The sequence below is a fragment of the Bradyrhizobium sp. 63_E2_N1_3 genome (assembly GCF_052076005.1).
Classification (GTDB): domain Bacteria; phylum Pseudomonadota; class Alphaproteobacteria; order Rhizobiales; family Xanthobacteraceae; genus Bradyrhizobium; species Bradyrhizobium barranii.
Genome location: NZ_CP197235.1, coordinates 1,446,736 through 1,460,752 on the forward strand (window position 1 = coordinate 1,446,736; position 14,017 = coordinate 1,460,752).

The 14,017-nt window shown below is 64.0% G+C and carries 17 protein-coding genes; 15 read left to right on the plus strand and 2 right to left on the minus strand.

All coding sequences use genetic code 11. From position 1 onward, the window contains the following. The first annotated feature begins 34 nt into the window (after positions 1-34). Positions 35-412 carry a cupin domain-containing protein gene (locus AB7531_RS06700; protein WP_063981086.1) on the plus strand — a complete coding sequence of 126 codons (378 nt, stop codon included), beginning with the start codon at positions 35-37 and terminating at the stop codon, positions 410-412. Between the two features lie 106 nt (positions 413-518). On the opposite strand, the gene AB7531_RS06705 is transcribed toward AB7531_RS06700, so the two are convergent. Next, on the minus strand, positions 519-2,186 hold the full coding sequence (locus tag AB7531_RS06705) for a methyl-accepting chemotaxis protein (protein ID WP_063981087.1): 1,668 nt from the start codon (positions 2,184-2,186) through the stop codon (positions 519-521). Between the two features lie 319 nt (positions 2,187-2,505). Between AB7531_RS06705 and AB7531_RS06710 the strand changes: the two genes are divergently transcribed. The 10 genes from AB7531_RS06710 to AB7531_RS06755 all read left to right on the plus strand — a co-directional run bounded on the left by AB7531_RS06710 (position 2,506) and on the right by AB7531_RS06755 (position 7,783). Next, entirely contained in the window at positions 2,506-2,871 is a 366-nt protein-coding gene (locus AB7531_RS06710; protein WP_063981088.1) for a nuclear transport factor 2 family protein, read from the plus strand. Between the two features lie 166 nt (positions 2,872-3,037). Next, positions 3,038-3,442, plus strand: coding sequence for a YciI family protein (locus tag AB7531_RS06715; RefSeq protein WP_028152208.1), 405 nt, complete (start codon positions 3,038-3,040; stop codon positions 3,440-3,442). Positions 3,443-3,507: 65 nt separating this feature from the next. Then, positions 3,508-3,870 carry a YciI family protein gene (locus AB7531_RS06720; protein ID WP_063981089.1) on the plus strand — a complete coding sequence of 121 codons (363 nt, stop codon included), beginning with the start codon at positions 3,508-3,510 and terminating at the stop codon, positions 3,868-3,870. Positions 3,871-4,042: 172 nt separating this feature from the next. Next, on the plus strand, positions 4,043-4,783 hold the full coding sequence (locus tag AB7531_RS06725) for a TetR/AcrR family transcriptional regulator (protein WP_063981090.1): 741 nt from the start codon (positions 4,043-4,045) through the stop codon (positions 4,781-4,783). Positions 4,784-4,903: 120 nt separating this feature from the next. Then, on the plus strand, positions 4,904-5,389 hold the full coding sequence (locus AB7531_RS06730) for a DUF2852 domain-containing protein (protein WP_028152211.1): 486 nt from the start codon (positions 4,904-4,906) through the stop codon (positions 5,387-5,389). Positions 5,390-5,589: 200 nt separating this feature from the next. Continuing rightward, entirely contained in the window at positions 5,590-5,757 is a 168-nt protein-coding gene (locus tag AB7531_RS06735) for a hypothetical protein (RefSeq protein WP_144030761.1), read from the plus strand. Between the two features lie 67 nt (positions 5,758-5,824). Further along, positions 5,825-6,082: a hypothetical protein gene (locus AB7531_RS06740; RefSeq protein ID WP_063981091.1), complete on the plus strand. Its 258-nt coding sequence runs from the start codon at positions 5,825-5,827 to the stop codon at positions 6,080-6,082. Beyond that, on the plus strand, positions 6,079-6,216 hold the full coding sequence (locus tag AB7531_RS06745; RefSeq protein ID WP_187387923.1) for a hypothetical protein: 138 nt from the start codon (positions 6,079-6,081) through the stop codon (positions 6,214-6,216). Before AB7531_RS06740 ends, AB7531_RS06745 begins: the two co-directional genes overlap by 4 nt. 63 nt (positions 6,217-6,279) lie before the next feature. Continuing rightward, on the plus strand, positions 6,280-7,047 hold the full coding sequence (locus AB7531_RS06750; protein WP_063981092.1) for a serine O-acetyltransferase: 768 nt from the start codon (positions 6,280-6,282) through the stop codon (positions 7,045-7,047). A 25-nt stretch (positions 7,048-7,072) separates the two neighbouring features. Next, the gene (locus AB7531_RS06755; RefSeq protein WP_063981093.1) at positions 7,073-7,783 is read left to right on the plus strand and encodes an SDR family NAD(P)-dependent oxidoreductase; all 711 of its coding nucleotides are present in this window, start codon (positions 7,073-7,075) and stop codon (positions 7,781-7,783) included. 214 nt (positions 7,784-7,997) lie between these two features. On the opposite strand, the gene ggt is transcribed toward AB7531_RS06755, so the two are convergent. After that, positions 7,998-9,704, minus strand: a complete 1,707-nt coding sequence (gene ggt, locus AB7531_RS06760) for a gamma-glutamyltransferase (RefSeq protein ID WP_063981094.1) — start codon at positions 9,702-9,704, stop codon at positions 7,998-8,000. 744 nt (positions 9,705-10,448) lie between these two features. On the opposite strand from ggt, the gene tolQ reads away from it, so the two are divergent. The 4 genes from tolQ to tolB are packed head-to-tail and all read left to right on the plus strand — an operon-like array spanning position 10,449 to position 14,004. Beyond that, on the plus strand, positions 10,449-11,165 hold the full coding sequence (tolQ, locus tag AB7531_RS06765) for a protein TolQ (protein WP_014492404.1): 717 nt from the start codon (positions 10,449-10,451) through the stop codon (positions 11,163-11,165). Between the two features lie 43 nt (positions 11,166-11,208). After that, a complete protein-coding gene (gene tolR / locus AB7531_RS06770; RefSeq protein ID WP_028152217.1) occupies positions 11,209-11,658 on the plus strand; it encodes a protein TolR in 450 nt (149 codons plus the stop codon). Between the two features lie 4 nt (positions 11,659-11,662). Next, positions 11,663-12,619, plus strand: a complete 957-nt coding sequence (locus AB7531_RS06775) for a protein TolA (protein WP_084794964.1) — start codon at positions 11,663-11,665, stop codon at positions 12,617-12,619. Positions 12,620-12,660: 41 nt separating this feature from the next. Beyond that, entirely contained in the window at positions 12,661-14,004 is a 1,344-nt protein-coding gene (gene tolB, locus AB7531_RS06780; protein ID WP_049807612.1) for a Tol-Pal system beta propeller repeat protein TolB, read from the plus strand. Positions 14,005-14,017 lie beyond the last annotated feature (13 nt).

Sequence of the window (14,017 nt, forward strand, 5' to 3'; positions counted from 1 at the left end):
TTCGCTTTCGTCCCGGCAAGAAGGGCTCCAGGCCATGCTCATCGATCCCAGCACGATCCCGCTCGAGGAATGGCGGCCAGGTGTGAAGACCCGCATGGTCACATCCGCGCGCAACGGCGCGACCGCGCTCTGCATCTTCGAGCAATGGGTCGATCCCGGCGCCGGCGCGCCGACGCACAGCCACACGGTCGAGGAGGTGCTGACCGTGCGGGCGGGCGAGGCGGAGATGTGGATCGAAGCCCGGCGGATCACGGTGACGGCCGGACAGGTGCTGCTGGTTCCCGCCGGCCGCAAGCACGGTTTCCGTAATTCGGGAGCGACCATGCTGCATGTGCATGCGGTGTTGGCCTCGCCGGTCTTCGAGATGCTGCCGGAAGGGGCGAGTGAAGCGACGCGACGCTGGGAGCGGTAGGATAAGAGCGTCGGTCTCTCTCTCTCTCTCTCTCTCCGTCACCCCTGAGGTGGCCGCTTCTTCAGCGGCCCTCGAAGGATGACGGGGATCGTGATAAAGCGAGAGCTTACGCCAGTTCCGCGGATGCGCGCTGCATGTTCGACGACATGTCGGAGGTCACGATGCTCTGCTCCTCGACTGCGGCCGCGGTGGAGGCGATGAACTCGTTGACGCCGGCGATCGCGGCCTTGATCGCGGTGAGCGAGCTCGCAACGTCGCCCGAGATGGTGTTCAGCGCGTCGATTTCGGAGGTAATCGTGTCGGTGGCCTGCTTGGCCTGGCTGGCGAGGTTCTTCACCTCGGAGGCGACCACGGCAAAGCCGCGGCCCGCTTCGCCTGCCCGCGCCGATTCGATCGTGGCGTTGAGCGCAAGCAGGTTGATCTGACTGGTGATGCCCGAAATCATCTCGACGATGCCGCTCATGGCCTGGGCCGCTGCAGTCAACTTCTGGGCCTGACCGTCCGCGGACTCGACCCTGGTGGTCGCGACCTTGGAGGTCTCGCGCGATTTCGCCATGGTCTCGGAGATCTCGCGGATCGAGGCGCTCATCTGCTCGCTGCCGGCCGCGACCGCCTCGATCAGCCCGCGCGCATTGTCGGCCTTCTTGCGGCCGATCGCCTGCGCGGTGATGTCGGTGGCGTATTTCACCACCTTGTAGGGTTTTCCGTTGAGATCCAGAATCGGATTGTAGGACGCCTGGATCCAGATCTCGCGGCCGCCCTTGGCGATCCGCTTGTATTCGGCGGCCTGGTATTCGCCGCGGTTGAGCGTCTCCCAGAAATGGCGGTAGGCCGCCGAATTCTTCTCGTTCGGCTCGACGAACATGGAATGGTGCCGGCCCTTGATCTCGGCCAGCGAATAGCCCACCGCCTTGAGAAAATTCTCGTTGGCGGTTCGGATCGTGCCGTCCATGTTGAACTCGATCACCGCCTGCGACTTCTGGATCGCGGCGAGCTGGCCGTCATTGTCGGCGGCCTTCATCTTCTGCGCGGTGATGTCGGTTGCGAACTTCACCACTTTGAACGGCTTGCCGGTCTCGTCGAGGATCGGGTTGTAGGTCGCGAGAATCCAGATCTCCTTAGCCCCCTTGCCGAGCCGCTTGTACTCGGCCGCCTCGAACTCGCCGCGGTTCAGCCTGGCCCAGAACGCGGTATAGGCCGAGCTCGCGCGGTCCTCGGGCGTCACGAACATGCTGTGATGCTTGCCCCTGATCTCGTCGAGCGAATAGCCCATCGCGCCCAGGAAGTTCTCGTTGGCGGTGACGATGGTGCCGTCCATGTTGAACTCGATCACGGCCTGCGCGCGGTTGATCGCGGCGATCTTGCCGGAGTCTTCCATGGTCTTGATCTTGTACGCCGTGATGTCGGTGGCGAACTTGATGAAGCTGACCACCTTGCCGTTCTTGTCCAGCAGCGGGGCGTAGGAGGCATGAACCCAGACTTCCTTGCCGTTCTTGCCGAAGCGCTTGTATTGCGTGGTCTGGAATTCGCCGCGGTTCAGGCTGGCCCAGAAGTCGCGGTAGCGGGCGCTCTCGCGTTCGGCCGGGCTGACGAAGATGCTGTGATGCTTGCCCTTGATCTCGGCGAGCGAATAGCCGCTCATTTTCAGAAGGTTCTCGTTGGCATCGAGGATGGTGCCGTCGAGATCGAATTCGATGACGGCCTGCGAGCGATCGAGGGCGTCGACTTCTGCGAGCGCGTGCTGGATCCTGGCCTTGCTGTTGAAATTGAACACTTGAAGGTCCCCGGAATGGTTCAACTATGCGTCGGCCCAGCTGCAATTGGCCTTCCCGAAAAAGTTGCATGCACGCGTTGATCAACTGTAAACCCTTGCAGCAAGCTGCGCGGTCTCCGTAGTTCCGCGTGCGCCGGCCATGTTGTTCTACGCGCGAAGATTCTCGTCCTATAAGCACGGCGGTGGACATAGTCGGTCCGTAATCGTACGGACCCGCCTCGCGATATTTTCGCATGGTCTCTGTTGAAATTCGGCACGCAATGTCGGGGCACGCGTTCGTGCATCGTCTTCAAGAGGATCTTCTCTGCGGAGACCATCAATGCCTGACGACCGCGAGCGCCTGATTCGAGACCTCTTCGCAGCCTATCTCGGCAACGACCGGCAACGGGTCGCCGACGCATTGGCCGATGATTTCCGCTTCACCAGTCCGTTCGACGACGACATCGACAAGGCGGCCTATTTCGAGCGCTGCTGGCGGGACACCGGCTGGATCGCGCGACACGACATCGAGCGGATTTTCGTCCGGGGCGACGAGGCCTTCGTCACCTATCTCTGTCTGGCGAAAGATGGCAGGAGCTTTCGCAACACGGAGTTCTTCGCCTTTGCCGGTGGCAAGGTCAGCCGCATCGACGTCTATTTCGGCGCGGCCCGGAAGGATGGGCGTTTTCTGCCGCAGCCGCGCTAGCGGCCGGCGCAATGACCTCCGGAATAATTTTCATCACCTTGTCGGTTCCGTAAAGGTTGGTTCGTCTTAGAAGTAAGGGTGGGCGGCCCGGGCCGCCGCTCCCGTCCTTCCGGGGGTGGCGCCGCGCCGCGCAAACCCGAAACGACAAAGCAAGCAAGGACTGCTCATGCGATTCATGATGCTGATGATTCCGCTCGGCTACGAGACCGCGCCGCCGGACGTGCAACTCGATCCCGAACGCGTCGCCGCGATGATGCGCTACAACGAGGCGCTGAAGGATGCCGGCGTGCTGATCACGCTCGACGGCCTTCACCCGCCGTCGATGGGCGCGCGCGTCTCGTTCGCGACCGGCGAGCCCATCGTGACCGACGGTCCCTTCGCCGAAGCCAAGGAAGTCCTTGGCGGCTACTGGATGATCGAGGTTGCCTCGCGCGAGGAGGCGATCGCCTGGGCGAAGAAGTGCCCGGCTTCCGCCAATGAAGTCATCGAGATCCGGCAGGTGCAGGAGATGGCCGACTTTCCGCCGGAGGTGCAGGCAGCCGCCGCCGGCTTCGACGATCTGAAGACGTAGCCGAGACGGCCGCGGATCAACTCGCGGCTCGTCAATCCATCATCCATCAACAAAGGAGAGTACCAATGAGCACCGATACCTATCTCGCCGTTTTCCTCGGCAGCAAGACCAGCCCGCAATGGGCCGCATGGAACGCGATGTCCGAGACCGCGCGGAAGGCGAAGGAGCAGGAGGGCATGGCGGCCTGGAAAGGCTGGGTCGAGAAGCATCAGGGCGCGATCCAGGCCATGGGCGGCCCTCTCGGCAAGACCAAGAAGGTCGACGGCAAGGGCGTCGCCGACATCGCCAACGAGATGGGCGCCTTCACCGTGGTCCGCGCTGCGTCCCATGAGGCCGCAGCCAAGATGTTCGAGAACCACCCGCACTTCGCGATCTTCCCCGGCGAACGCGTCGAGATCATGCCGGTGCTGCCGATCCCCGGCGGCTAGGCCGTGTCATTCCGGGGGTGCGCACACGCGCGAACCCGGAAATCTCGAGATTCCGGGTTCGGCTCGTCGAGCAGCCCCGGGTCGAGCCGCCCCCGGAATGACGAGTTGGCCGGTTAATCAAATCCGGCCTGCGCTAGTGACTTCACGCCCGGCTCATGTAAAAGCTGTTCACATGAGCTGGCGTAAGGACCAGGGCCGCACCGAGCGCGGCTATCACCACGGCAATCTGAAGGAAGCCCTGTTGCAGGCTGCCCTCGGGCTGATCGCCGAGAAGGGCGCGGCCGGCTTCACCTTTGCCGATGCCGCGCGCATGGCCGGCGTCAGCGCGGCGGCGCCTTACCGGCATTTCCGCGACCGCGAGGAGTTGCTGTCCTCGATCGCGCAGCGCGGCTTCGAGCAGTTCGAGCAGCGCCTGACCGCGGCCTGGGACGACGGGCGCCCGGATACGGTCACGGCGTTCGAGCGCGTCGGCAAGGCCTATCTCGCCTTTGCCCGCGAGGAGCCTGCCTTCTACAACGCGATGTTCGAATCAGGCGTGCCGGTCGATTCAAATCCGGCCCTGCAGGCCGCCAGTGAACGCGCCTTCAACATCATTCGCGCTGCCGCCGAACGGCTTGCGGCGCTGGCGCCGCCCGGCACGCCGCGGCCACCGGCCATGATGATGGCGCTGCACATCTGGTCGATGGCCCACGGCGTGGCCTCGCTGTTCTCGCGTGGCGACGCCGCGCGGCGAAAACTGCCGATGTCGCCGGATGACCTGCTCGAAGCCGAGGTGCTGATCTATCTGCGCGGCCTCGGCTTCCCGACCGACCGCCGTCCGCCGGCACGAAGCGCCGAGCCGCCGCCGGTGCCACCGGAGGCATCCTCCGGTTCTGGCCTGCCGCCCGGCGGCCCCTGGGGCAAGCCGAAATAAAATTGCGCAAATAATTCGGCGACCCTGTCAGGCGGCCGGCTTGACAAAATCGCGGGATGGTCTAGCTATGTAAATGTTATTTACATTCACAACGGCGCTGGTGCCGTGATGGAGATGGAAATGGCCTACACCGCTGATGTCAATCGATGGCGCGGTTCCTCTGACGAACGCTATGAGCGCCCCCACATGCTCGATACGCCCTGGCATCCCGGCTGGATCGCCGTGACCATCCTCGGCTTCATCATCTGGTGGCCGATCGGACTTGCCCTTCTCTTTTTCACACTCGGGAGCAGAAAAATGGGTTGCTGGAGCCACCAGGATCGCTGGCAGAACAAGATGGAGCGGATGCAGTACAAGATGGACCGCATGCGCGGCCGCATGGAGCGCCGTGGTTTCGGCTTCGGCTTCGGCCCGCCCTCGAGCGGCAACCGTGCCTTCGACGAATACCGCACCGAGACGCTGCAGCGGCTCGAGGAAGAGCAGGTCGAGTTCAGGAACTTCCTCGACCGTCTGCGTCACGCCAAGGACAAGGAAGAGTTCGACCAGTTCATGGCGCAGCACAAGACGCGCCCGACCCCGCCGCCGACCGACCAGCCGCAGGGCTGATCTAAATAGGCTGATCCGGGGTCTGCCTCTCAAAGCCTTCAGGCGCATGCCCCCAAAGTCCTGATGGCCCCGAGCCGCCCGCCTGCGCAACCCGCAGGCGGGTGGTTTGGTTTTTGGGGACCCGAACCAACCGCCGAGGATCCGACACCAAGACTTGCGCGTGCCACCTCAATCCGCCGCGCTGCTGGACGACACGCATCATGGACCTCTACACCCGCCTGCTGCTTGCCGTGACCGCCCTGGCGGTGCTGGGCTACATCGGCTTGGTCTATGGCAGCTGCGCGTCCGATCCCGATTGCCATTTTCGCCTCTGCGCCGGCGGGCGTGCGTTCTGCGGCGTTGATCACGTACATGTGCAGGATCGGTAGAACCCGATCCGCACCACGCCCGACCAAGCCCTGACGGCGCATCTCCCGCGCGCTGACGGGTACGACCATGACCAACGCCGAACGCAAAAAGATCAGCCATAGCATCGCGCTCCTTGAGCGCGCCTCGGCGCTGTTCGACCGGTTCGGAAACACCGTGCCGGTGGCGATCGCGTTCCTCAATGGATGGCAGACGGAAGTCCAGCTCTATCCGCAGTGGCAGCTCGGCGAATCCTGGCGGTTCTTTCTCAGCCTTTATCTCTATTGGTTCGCCTCGTTCGCACTCAGCCGCGCGGTCTCGTTTGCAAAGGGGAGCATCGCCCCATGATCCTGCTCCGCGATGTCGCGCTCTTCGTCCTGCCGGTGCTCATCGCGGCGGGCGGCTGGCTCTACGCGCTCAGCCTGCGCAAGCGGGCCCGGCCCGGTCTTGAGGGCGAAAGCAAGCGCGTCCCGGCGGCGTGACTGGCGCCCCGACCCGGACCGCCTATATTCGCCTTCACAAGAGTGGGCGGACCGGAGGCGACAATGGCGGAAGCTGCGATCACGGCGAGCGACGGCCTCTGGCGACAGATCCGCAGCGAGGCGCAGCGCGCGGCTGATGCAGACCCCGTGTTCGGCAAGGCCCTTGCGAGTGCCATTCTCGCTCACGATGATTTTGCCGCCGCTTTGGCCGATTTGATCGGGCAGCGGCTCGGCAGCGGCTCCACCGGGCGCACGCGCTTCACGTCCTGTTCCCGCGACGCCTTTCAAGGCGAGCCAGAGCTGATCGAAACCGCCAGCCGGGATTTGCAGGCCATCGCATTGCGCGATCCCGCCATCACCGACCTGCTGCCGCCGCTGCTGCATTACAAGGGCTACGTCGCGCTGCAAGCCTGGCGCGTCTCGAACTGGCTCTGGCGTCATGACCATCGCGACGCGGCGCTGCTGTTTCAGAACGAGGCGTCCAACCTGCTGCAGATCAGCATTCATCCGGCCGCATCCATTGGATCGTCCGTCTATCTCGACCACGCCACCGGCATCGTGATTGGTGCGAATGTGGTGATCGGTGACGAGGTCACCATCCTCCAGAGCGTCAGCATCGGCCGTCGCGGTGAATTGCCGACGCGCTCGCCGCGTATCGGCCGCGGCGTCTACATCGGTGGCGGCGCGACCATTCTCGGTGACATCAATATCGGTGAATTCGCCAAGATCGGCGCCGGTGCTGTTGTGACCGGTGACGTGCCCGCCGGCTGCACCGCGATCGGCAATCCCGCGCGATTGACCAATTGCCCCGAGCCCGCCTCGGCGGCCTGACCCTATCAACCTTCGGAGAGTTGCAATGAAGACGGCAATCGTGATCGGCGTTGGACCGGACCGCGGGGTCGGGGCCCGGCTTTGCAAGCGTTTTGCGGCCGATGGGCTCAAGGTGATCGTCGCGGGCCGGACGCTGTCTGCCTTGCAGGCCGTTGTAGACGACATCACGAAGGCGGGCGGCGCAGCCGTGCCCTTCGTTGCCGATGCGACCAGGGAGGGGGACATCGTCGCGCTGTTCGATGCCGCCGGCGACAACCTCGACCTCGCCATCTACAACGCCGGCAACAACACGCCCGGCAAGATCATCGAGATGGACGCCGACTATTTCGAGAATGCCTGGCGCGTGGTCTGCTTCGGCGGCTTCCTGTTCGGCCGCGAGGCGGTGCGGCGGATGGTGCCGAAGAAGACCGGCACGCTGCTGTTCACGGGCGCCAGTGCCTCGCTGCGCGGACGCTCCGGCTACGGCGCCTTCAACTCGTCCAAGGCCGGCCTGCGCACGCTGGCGCAGGCGATGGCCAAGGAATACGCGAGCGACGGCATCCATGTCGGCCATGTCGTGGTCGACGGCGCGATCGCCGGCGACAAGATCTTTTCACGATTCCCGGATGCGGCCGGCCGCGAGGACAGCCTGATCGACATCGATGGCATCGTCGATGCCTTCGCCTTCCTCTATCGCCAGCCCGAGCGCGCCTGGTCGTTCGAGCTCGACGTGCGGACCTCGAAGGAGAAGTGGTAGAGGGGCGGCCCTCGACCATTTCTACCGCCGTCATTGCCCGCGAAGGCGGGCAATCCAGTATTCCAGAGACAGCATTGAGATGCGGAGGAGCCGCAGTGTACTGGATACCCCGCTTGACGCCTACGCTAAAGCTTCGGCGCCCCTGGACCGCAGCCCCGGCGAAGCCTTGGCGTAGCCGGGTCGCGGGGTATGACAGTCGTAAGGGTGGCGTAGATCAATACCCCGCCGCCAGCCCACTGTTGCGGCGTGGATCGTTCGCACCGTAGTAACGATTATTGCCGACTTGCTCGCCGTTCAGTGACGGCGCGCCCACGATGATGACCGCCAAATGGTTCGCCGGTTGCGGCGGCCCGAATTTGTGCCCCATCCCTTCTAGAATCTTCTGCGTGTCCGGCGACAGCGCATAGTTCTCCACGTTGGTCATATCAGGCAGCCATTGCTGGTGGATGCGTGGCATGTCGACGGCCTCCTGCGCGTTCATGCCGTAGTCGATCGCATTGATCATGGTCTGCAACACGGCGGTGATGATGCGGCTGCCGCCGGGCGTGCCTACCACCATGACGGTCTTGCCGTCCTTGGTGACGATGGTCGGGCTCATCGAGGACAGTGGACGCTTGCCGGGAGCAATCGCGTTGGCCTCACCCTGCACCAGGCCATACAGGTTCGGCACCCCGACCTTGGCCGTGAAGTCGTCCATCTCGTCGTTCAGCAGCACGCCGGTCTTGGCCGCCGTCACCTTGGCGCCGAACCAATCGTTCAGCGTGTACGTCACCGATACCGCGTTGCCGTCCTTGTCCGCGATTGAATAGTGCGTGGTGTTGCTGCCCTCGTGCGGCGCGACGCCCGGCTTGATGTCCTTGGAGATTGCGGCCTTGTTCGGATCGATCACGGCGCGGATCTTGGTCGCGTAATTCTTGTCGAGCAGGCGGTCGAGCGGATTCTTCACGAAATCCGGATCGCCGAGATAGCTGTTGCGGTCCACGTAGGCATGCCGCATGGCCTCGATCTGCACGTGCACGGCCTGCGCGGAATGGTAGCCCAGCTCCTTCAGAGGATAGCCCTCCAGGATATTCAGGATCTCGCAGATGACGACGCCGCCCGAGCTCGGTGGCGGCGCGGAAATCACGTGATAGCCGCGATAGTCGCATTCGACAGGCGCGAGCTCGCGCGTCTTGTAGCCGTCGAGGTCGTCCTGCGTCAGGAGGCCCTTGCCGGCCTGGCTCGATGCCACGATGGCGCTGCCGACCCAGCCCTTGTAGAAGCCGTCGGTGCCCTTGCTGCTGATCTCGCGCAGGGTTTTCGCCAGTTCGGATTGCAGCAGTCGATCGCCCACGCCGAACGGCTGGCCGTTGTTGAGGAAGATCGCGCTCGATGCTGGATCGTCCTTGAAATCGTCGGTTGCCGTGCGCAGCAGGTCGATGTCGCCCTGGTCGAGTACAAATCCCTGTTCGGCGAACTGGATCGCGGGAGCGAGCAGGTCGGCGCGCTTCATGGTGCCGTATTTTTCGCGCGCATATTCCATGCCCGAGACGGAGCCTGGCACACCCACAGCCAGATGTCCCTTGGTCGAGATGCCCTTGATGACGTTGCCATCCTTGTCGAGATACATATTGGCCGTCGCCGCCTTGGGCGCGGTCTCGCGGAAATCGAGGAAGGTCTTGCGGCCGTCGGCGAGCTGGATCGTCATGAAGCCGCCACCACCGAGATTGCCGGCGGCCGGATAGACGACGGCCAAGGCATAACCGACGGCCACAGCGGCATCGACGGCATTGCCGCCGCGCTTCAGCACATCGACGCCCACCTGGGTCGCCAGATGCTGCGCGGACACCACCATGCCGTTTTGCGCGGCGACCGGTGCGACCGACGCCGCGCGCGCGGCGCCGAACGTGACGAGGCTGACCGATATGATCGCGGCGGCCATCCACCGCACATTGGTTTGTGGTTTCGGCACTGGACGCTCCTCAGGCTGGGCCGGTGATGCCGGCACGTTGTTGTCCGCGAGCGCAGCCTATCAGCTCGTGCCCGCCGTGAGATGCGAGATGGAGCATGTGGTCGTGGTGTAGCTGTGGCGCACGCTAAGCTCCCTGCGATTTCGGGCTGGGCAGGGGAGGAGGTTCCAGAAGGGGCGTCCGTTGTGCCCGGTGTCATAGCGCCACGAGTCCGACTGCGCTCCCTCCCCCTTGGGGGGAGGGGGGCAGAGGGGTAACCCAGGAAAAGTGCTCGTTGCGTGCGTCCGATTTCATCACGGTGGGAGCCCCCGTGTGGTACCCCTCTCCCTAGCCCTCCCCGCAAGGGGGGAGGGAACCGACCTCGCCAGTGGACCCGGCTCCGATCCGTCGCCGCCATGTCCCGCGGCAAAGCGGCCAACCGCCTGCGCTGCCTACCTTTCCGGCAGCCAAATTCGGCCGTGGTAACCGCACGTTAACCATCGGCGGGCTCTGTAATTGCGGACAGTCGTGCCCGGAGCCGTGCTCGAGGCCCATAGTTTTGACATCTTGGCAGGGAATGCAGGCGGCCGGCTTTGGACGAGCCCCTGTACCCCAGAAAGACAAGGCTTTGAGCGGGCTTGCCGGCCGCGCCGGTGCTAGCGCGGCTGTTGGGGAACCGGCAGCCATTTGCTGGCCGGAGAGGTCAGGGAAATGATCGCCTTGAGAGGATACTGCTTATGAATCCGGCCGACGTGGCTCAGTCAGCCCTTCCGGTTGCCGCTTCCGCGGACGTGTCGCTGATTGCGCTGTTCTGGCAGGCTCACTGGATCGTGAAAGCGGTGATGCTGGGGCTTCTCGCCTGCTCGGTCTGGGTCTGGGCCATCGCGATCGACAAGATCTTTCTTTACGCGCGCACCCGCCGCTCGATGGACCGGTTCGAGCAGGCCTTCTGGTCCGGCGAGTCGATCGAGGAGCTTTATCGCACGCTCTCGGCCAAGCCGACGCATTCCATGGCGGCCTGCTTCGTCGCCGCCATGCGCGAGTGGAAGCGCTCGTTCGAGAGCCACGCCCGCTCGGTCGCGGGCCTTCAGATGCGCATCGACAAGGTGATGAACGTCTCGATCGCGCGCGAGGTCGAGCGGCTGGAACGCCGGCTGCTGGTGCTCGCCACCGTCGGCTCCGCCGGCCCCTTTGTCGGCCTGTTCGGCACGGTCTGGGGCATCATGTCGAGCTTCCAGTCGATCGCGGCGTCGAAAAATACCTCCCTGGCGGTGGTCGCGCCGGGCATCGCCGAAGCGCTGTTTGCGACCGCCGTCGGCCTTATCGCCGCCATTCCTGCCACTATTTTCTACAATAAGTTCACTTCCGAGGTGAACCGGCAGGCCCAGCGGCTCGAAGGTTTCGCCGATGAATTTTCCGCCATTCTGTCGCGTCAGATCGACGAGCGGGGCTGACGGACGGCATGTATAGTGTGAGGGGCAATTTGGGCACTCGATCATGGCGATGAACGTAGCTAGTTCGTCCGGAGGCGGCGGGCGTCGTGGCCGGCGCAAGCCCGTCGTGGCCGAGATCAACGTCACGCCGATGGTGGACGTGATGTTGGTGCTGCTCATCATCTTCATGGTGTCGGCTCCGATGTTGACGGTCGGTGTGCCGCTCGACCTGCCGCAGACCCAGGCCAAGAGCCTCGAAAACAACGACCAGAAGCCAATCCAGATGTCGGTCGACATCAAGGGCAAGGTCTTCATCAACGACGCCGAGATCGCGATCAACGAGTTGATCCCGAAGCTGAAGGCGATCACGGACGCGCGCGGCGGGCTCGAGGAGCGCATCTATCTTCGCGCGGACAAGAAGGCGGATTACGGAACGGTGGCCAAGGTCATGGGCCTGTTGTCCGGCGCGGGCTTCAAGAAGCTGGCGCTCGTGACCGAGGCGGATCAGGGGTAAACCGGTGAAGGTGAACGTCGACAAGACACTCGTTGCGTCGATTGCCCTCCACGTCCTCGTGCTTGGATGGGGACTGGTCACCTTTAGCAGCAAGGCCTTTGTCGCGGAAGAGTCGCTTCCGATCGACATCATCTCCACCGATCAGCTTGCGCAGATGATGTCGGGGCAGAAGACCGGCAAGAAGGAAGAGCCGAAGCCCAAGGTCGAGAAGATCGCCGAGGCCAAGCCCGAGGAAGAAGCGGTCGGCAAGGTCACCGAGAAGAAAGAGCTGATCAAGACCAACTCGACGCCCGAGCCGCCGCCGAAACCCGTCGAGAAGCCGGTCGAGAAGAAGCCCGAGCCGCCCAAGCCCGTCGCCGAGGCCAAGCCCAAAGAAGAGCCGAAGCCGCAGGAAAAGAAGCCTGATCCGGCGAAGGAAGATCCGATCGCCGAGCTCCAGAAGAAACTGGAGACCAAGAAGCCTCCGCCGAAGCCCGTCGAGCAGAAGGTCGCGGCGGTGCAGCCGCAGCAGCAACCGAAGCCCAAGGAGCGCAGCTTCGATCCCGCGCAGATCCAGCGCGACCTCGACAAGCGCGCGGCGACCCGGCACGAGCTCTCCGGCGCGGCGCTGAATGCATCGGCTGCGCTGGGATCGACGACCGGGACTGCTGCCAACAACGTTGCGACGTGGGGAGGCGCGTTCACGAATGCGGTCCGGCGCTGCTTCACGCCCACCTATAACGGGCAAGACGCCGAGCAATACGAGGCTGACATCGATATCCCGATGAAAATCGACGGCTCGCTTGCGTCCGAGCCGGTTATCGTCGCGGTTCGCGGCCCGTCTCGGTCGATTGCTCAGGCGGTGGCGGAGAGCGCCAAGCGCGCCATCGTGCAGTGTCAGGTCTATTCGTTCCTGCCGAAGCAGCAGTATGACACCTGGAAGACCATTCCAATGCGCTTCGGCCTGAAAGATATGTTGTGACATCCGAACAAAAGAATTTTGCGATGAATGACGTCCTATCGATGAACCGCCGCCGCTTCATGACGCTGACAGGATCGGCGCTCGCGACGCTCGGGGGCGGACATGCCCTGGCCCAGGGCCAAAAGCGGCTCGAACTCAATCCAACGGAGTTTCGGCCGATCCCGATCGCGATCTCCAACTTCGTGCCGGGCTCGCCCGCCGACGGCGACGTCAGCAACGGCGTCACCCAGGTCATCACCAACAATCTGAAGCGGTCGGGCCTGTTCGCACCGATCGACCAGGCCGCTTTCATCGAGCGCATCAGCAACATCGACGTCGCGCCGCAATTCCAGAACTGGAAGACCATCAACGCCCAGGCCCTCGTCACCGGCCGCATGACGCGGGGGCAGGACGGAAGGCTCAAGGCGGAATTCCGCCTGTGGGACGTCATCACGGGCCAGCAGCTTGCGGGCCAGCAATATTTCACCTCGCCGGAATATTGGCGCCGTATCGCCCACATCATCTCCGACCAGATCTATGAGCAGATGACCGGCGAAAAGGGCTATTTCGACAGCCGCGTGGTGTTCGTAGACGAGACCGGTCCAAAGGAGCGTCGCGTCAAGCGGCTCGCGATGATGGACCAGGACGGTGCCAATGTGCGCTATCTGACCCGCGGCTCCGACCTCGTGCTGACGCCGCGCTTCTCGCCGAACTCGCAAGAGATCACCTACATGGAGTTCGGCCAGGGCGATCCGAAGGTCTATCTCTTCAACATCGAGACCGGCCAGCGCGAGATCGTCGGCAATTTCCCCGGCATGACCTTCGCGCCGCGCTTCTCGCCGGACGGCCAGCGCGTCATCATGAGCCTGCAGCAGGGCGGCAATTCGAACCTGTTCGTGATGGATCTGCGCTCGCGCTCGACCACGCGCCTCACCGACACGCCGGCGATCGACACCTCTCCGTCCTACTCACCCGACGGCACCCGCATCTGCTTCGAATCCGATCGCGGCGGCAGGTCGCAGATCTATGTGATGGCCGCGGGCGGCGGACAGGCGCAGCGCATCTCCTTCTCCAAGGACGACACCAACGCCACCTATTCGACGCCGGTGTGGTCGCCGCGTGGCGATTACATCGCCTTCACCAGGCAGGGCGGCGGGCAGTTCTCGATCGGCGTCATGAAGCCGGACGGCTCCGGCGAGCGTCTGCTCACCTCGGGCTATCACAACGAAGGGCCGACCTTCTCGCCGAACGGCCGCGTGCTGATGTTCTTCCGCGATCCCGGCGGCAGCGGCGGGCCGTCGCTGTTCTCCGTCGACATCTCCGGCCGCAACGAGCTCAAGGTGCCGACGCCGGGCTTCGCCTCCGACCCGGCATGGTCGCCGCTGCTGTCCTCGACACCCGGCTAGAGCGCTTGCGAGC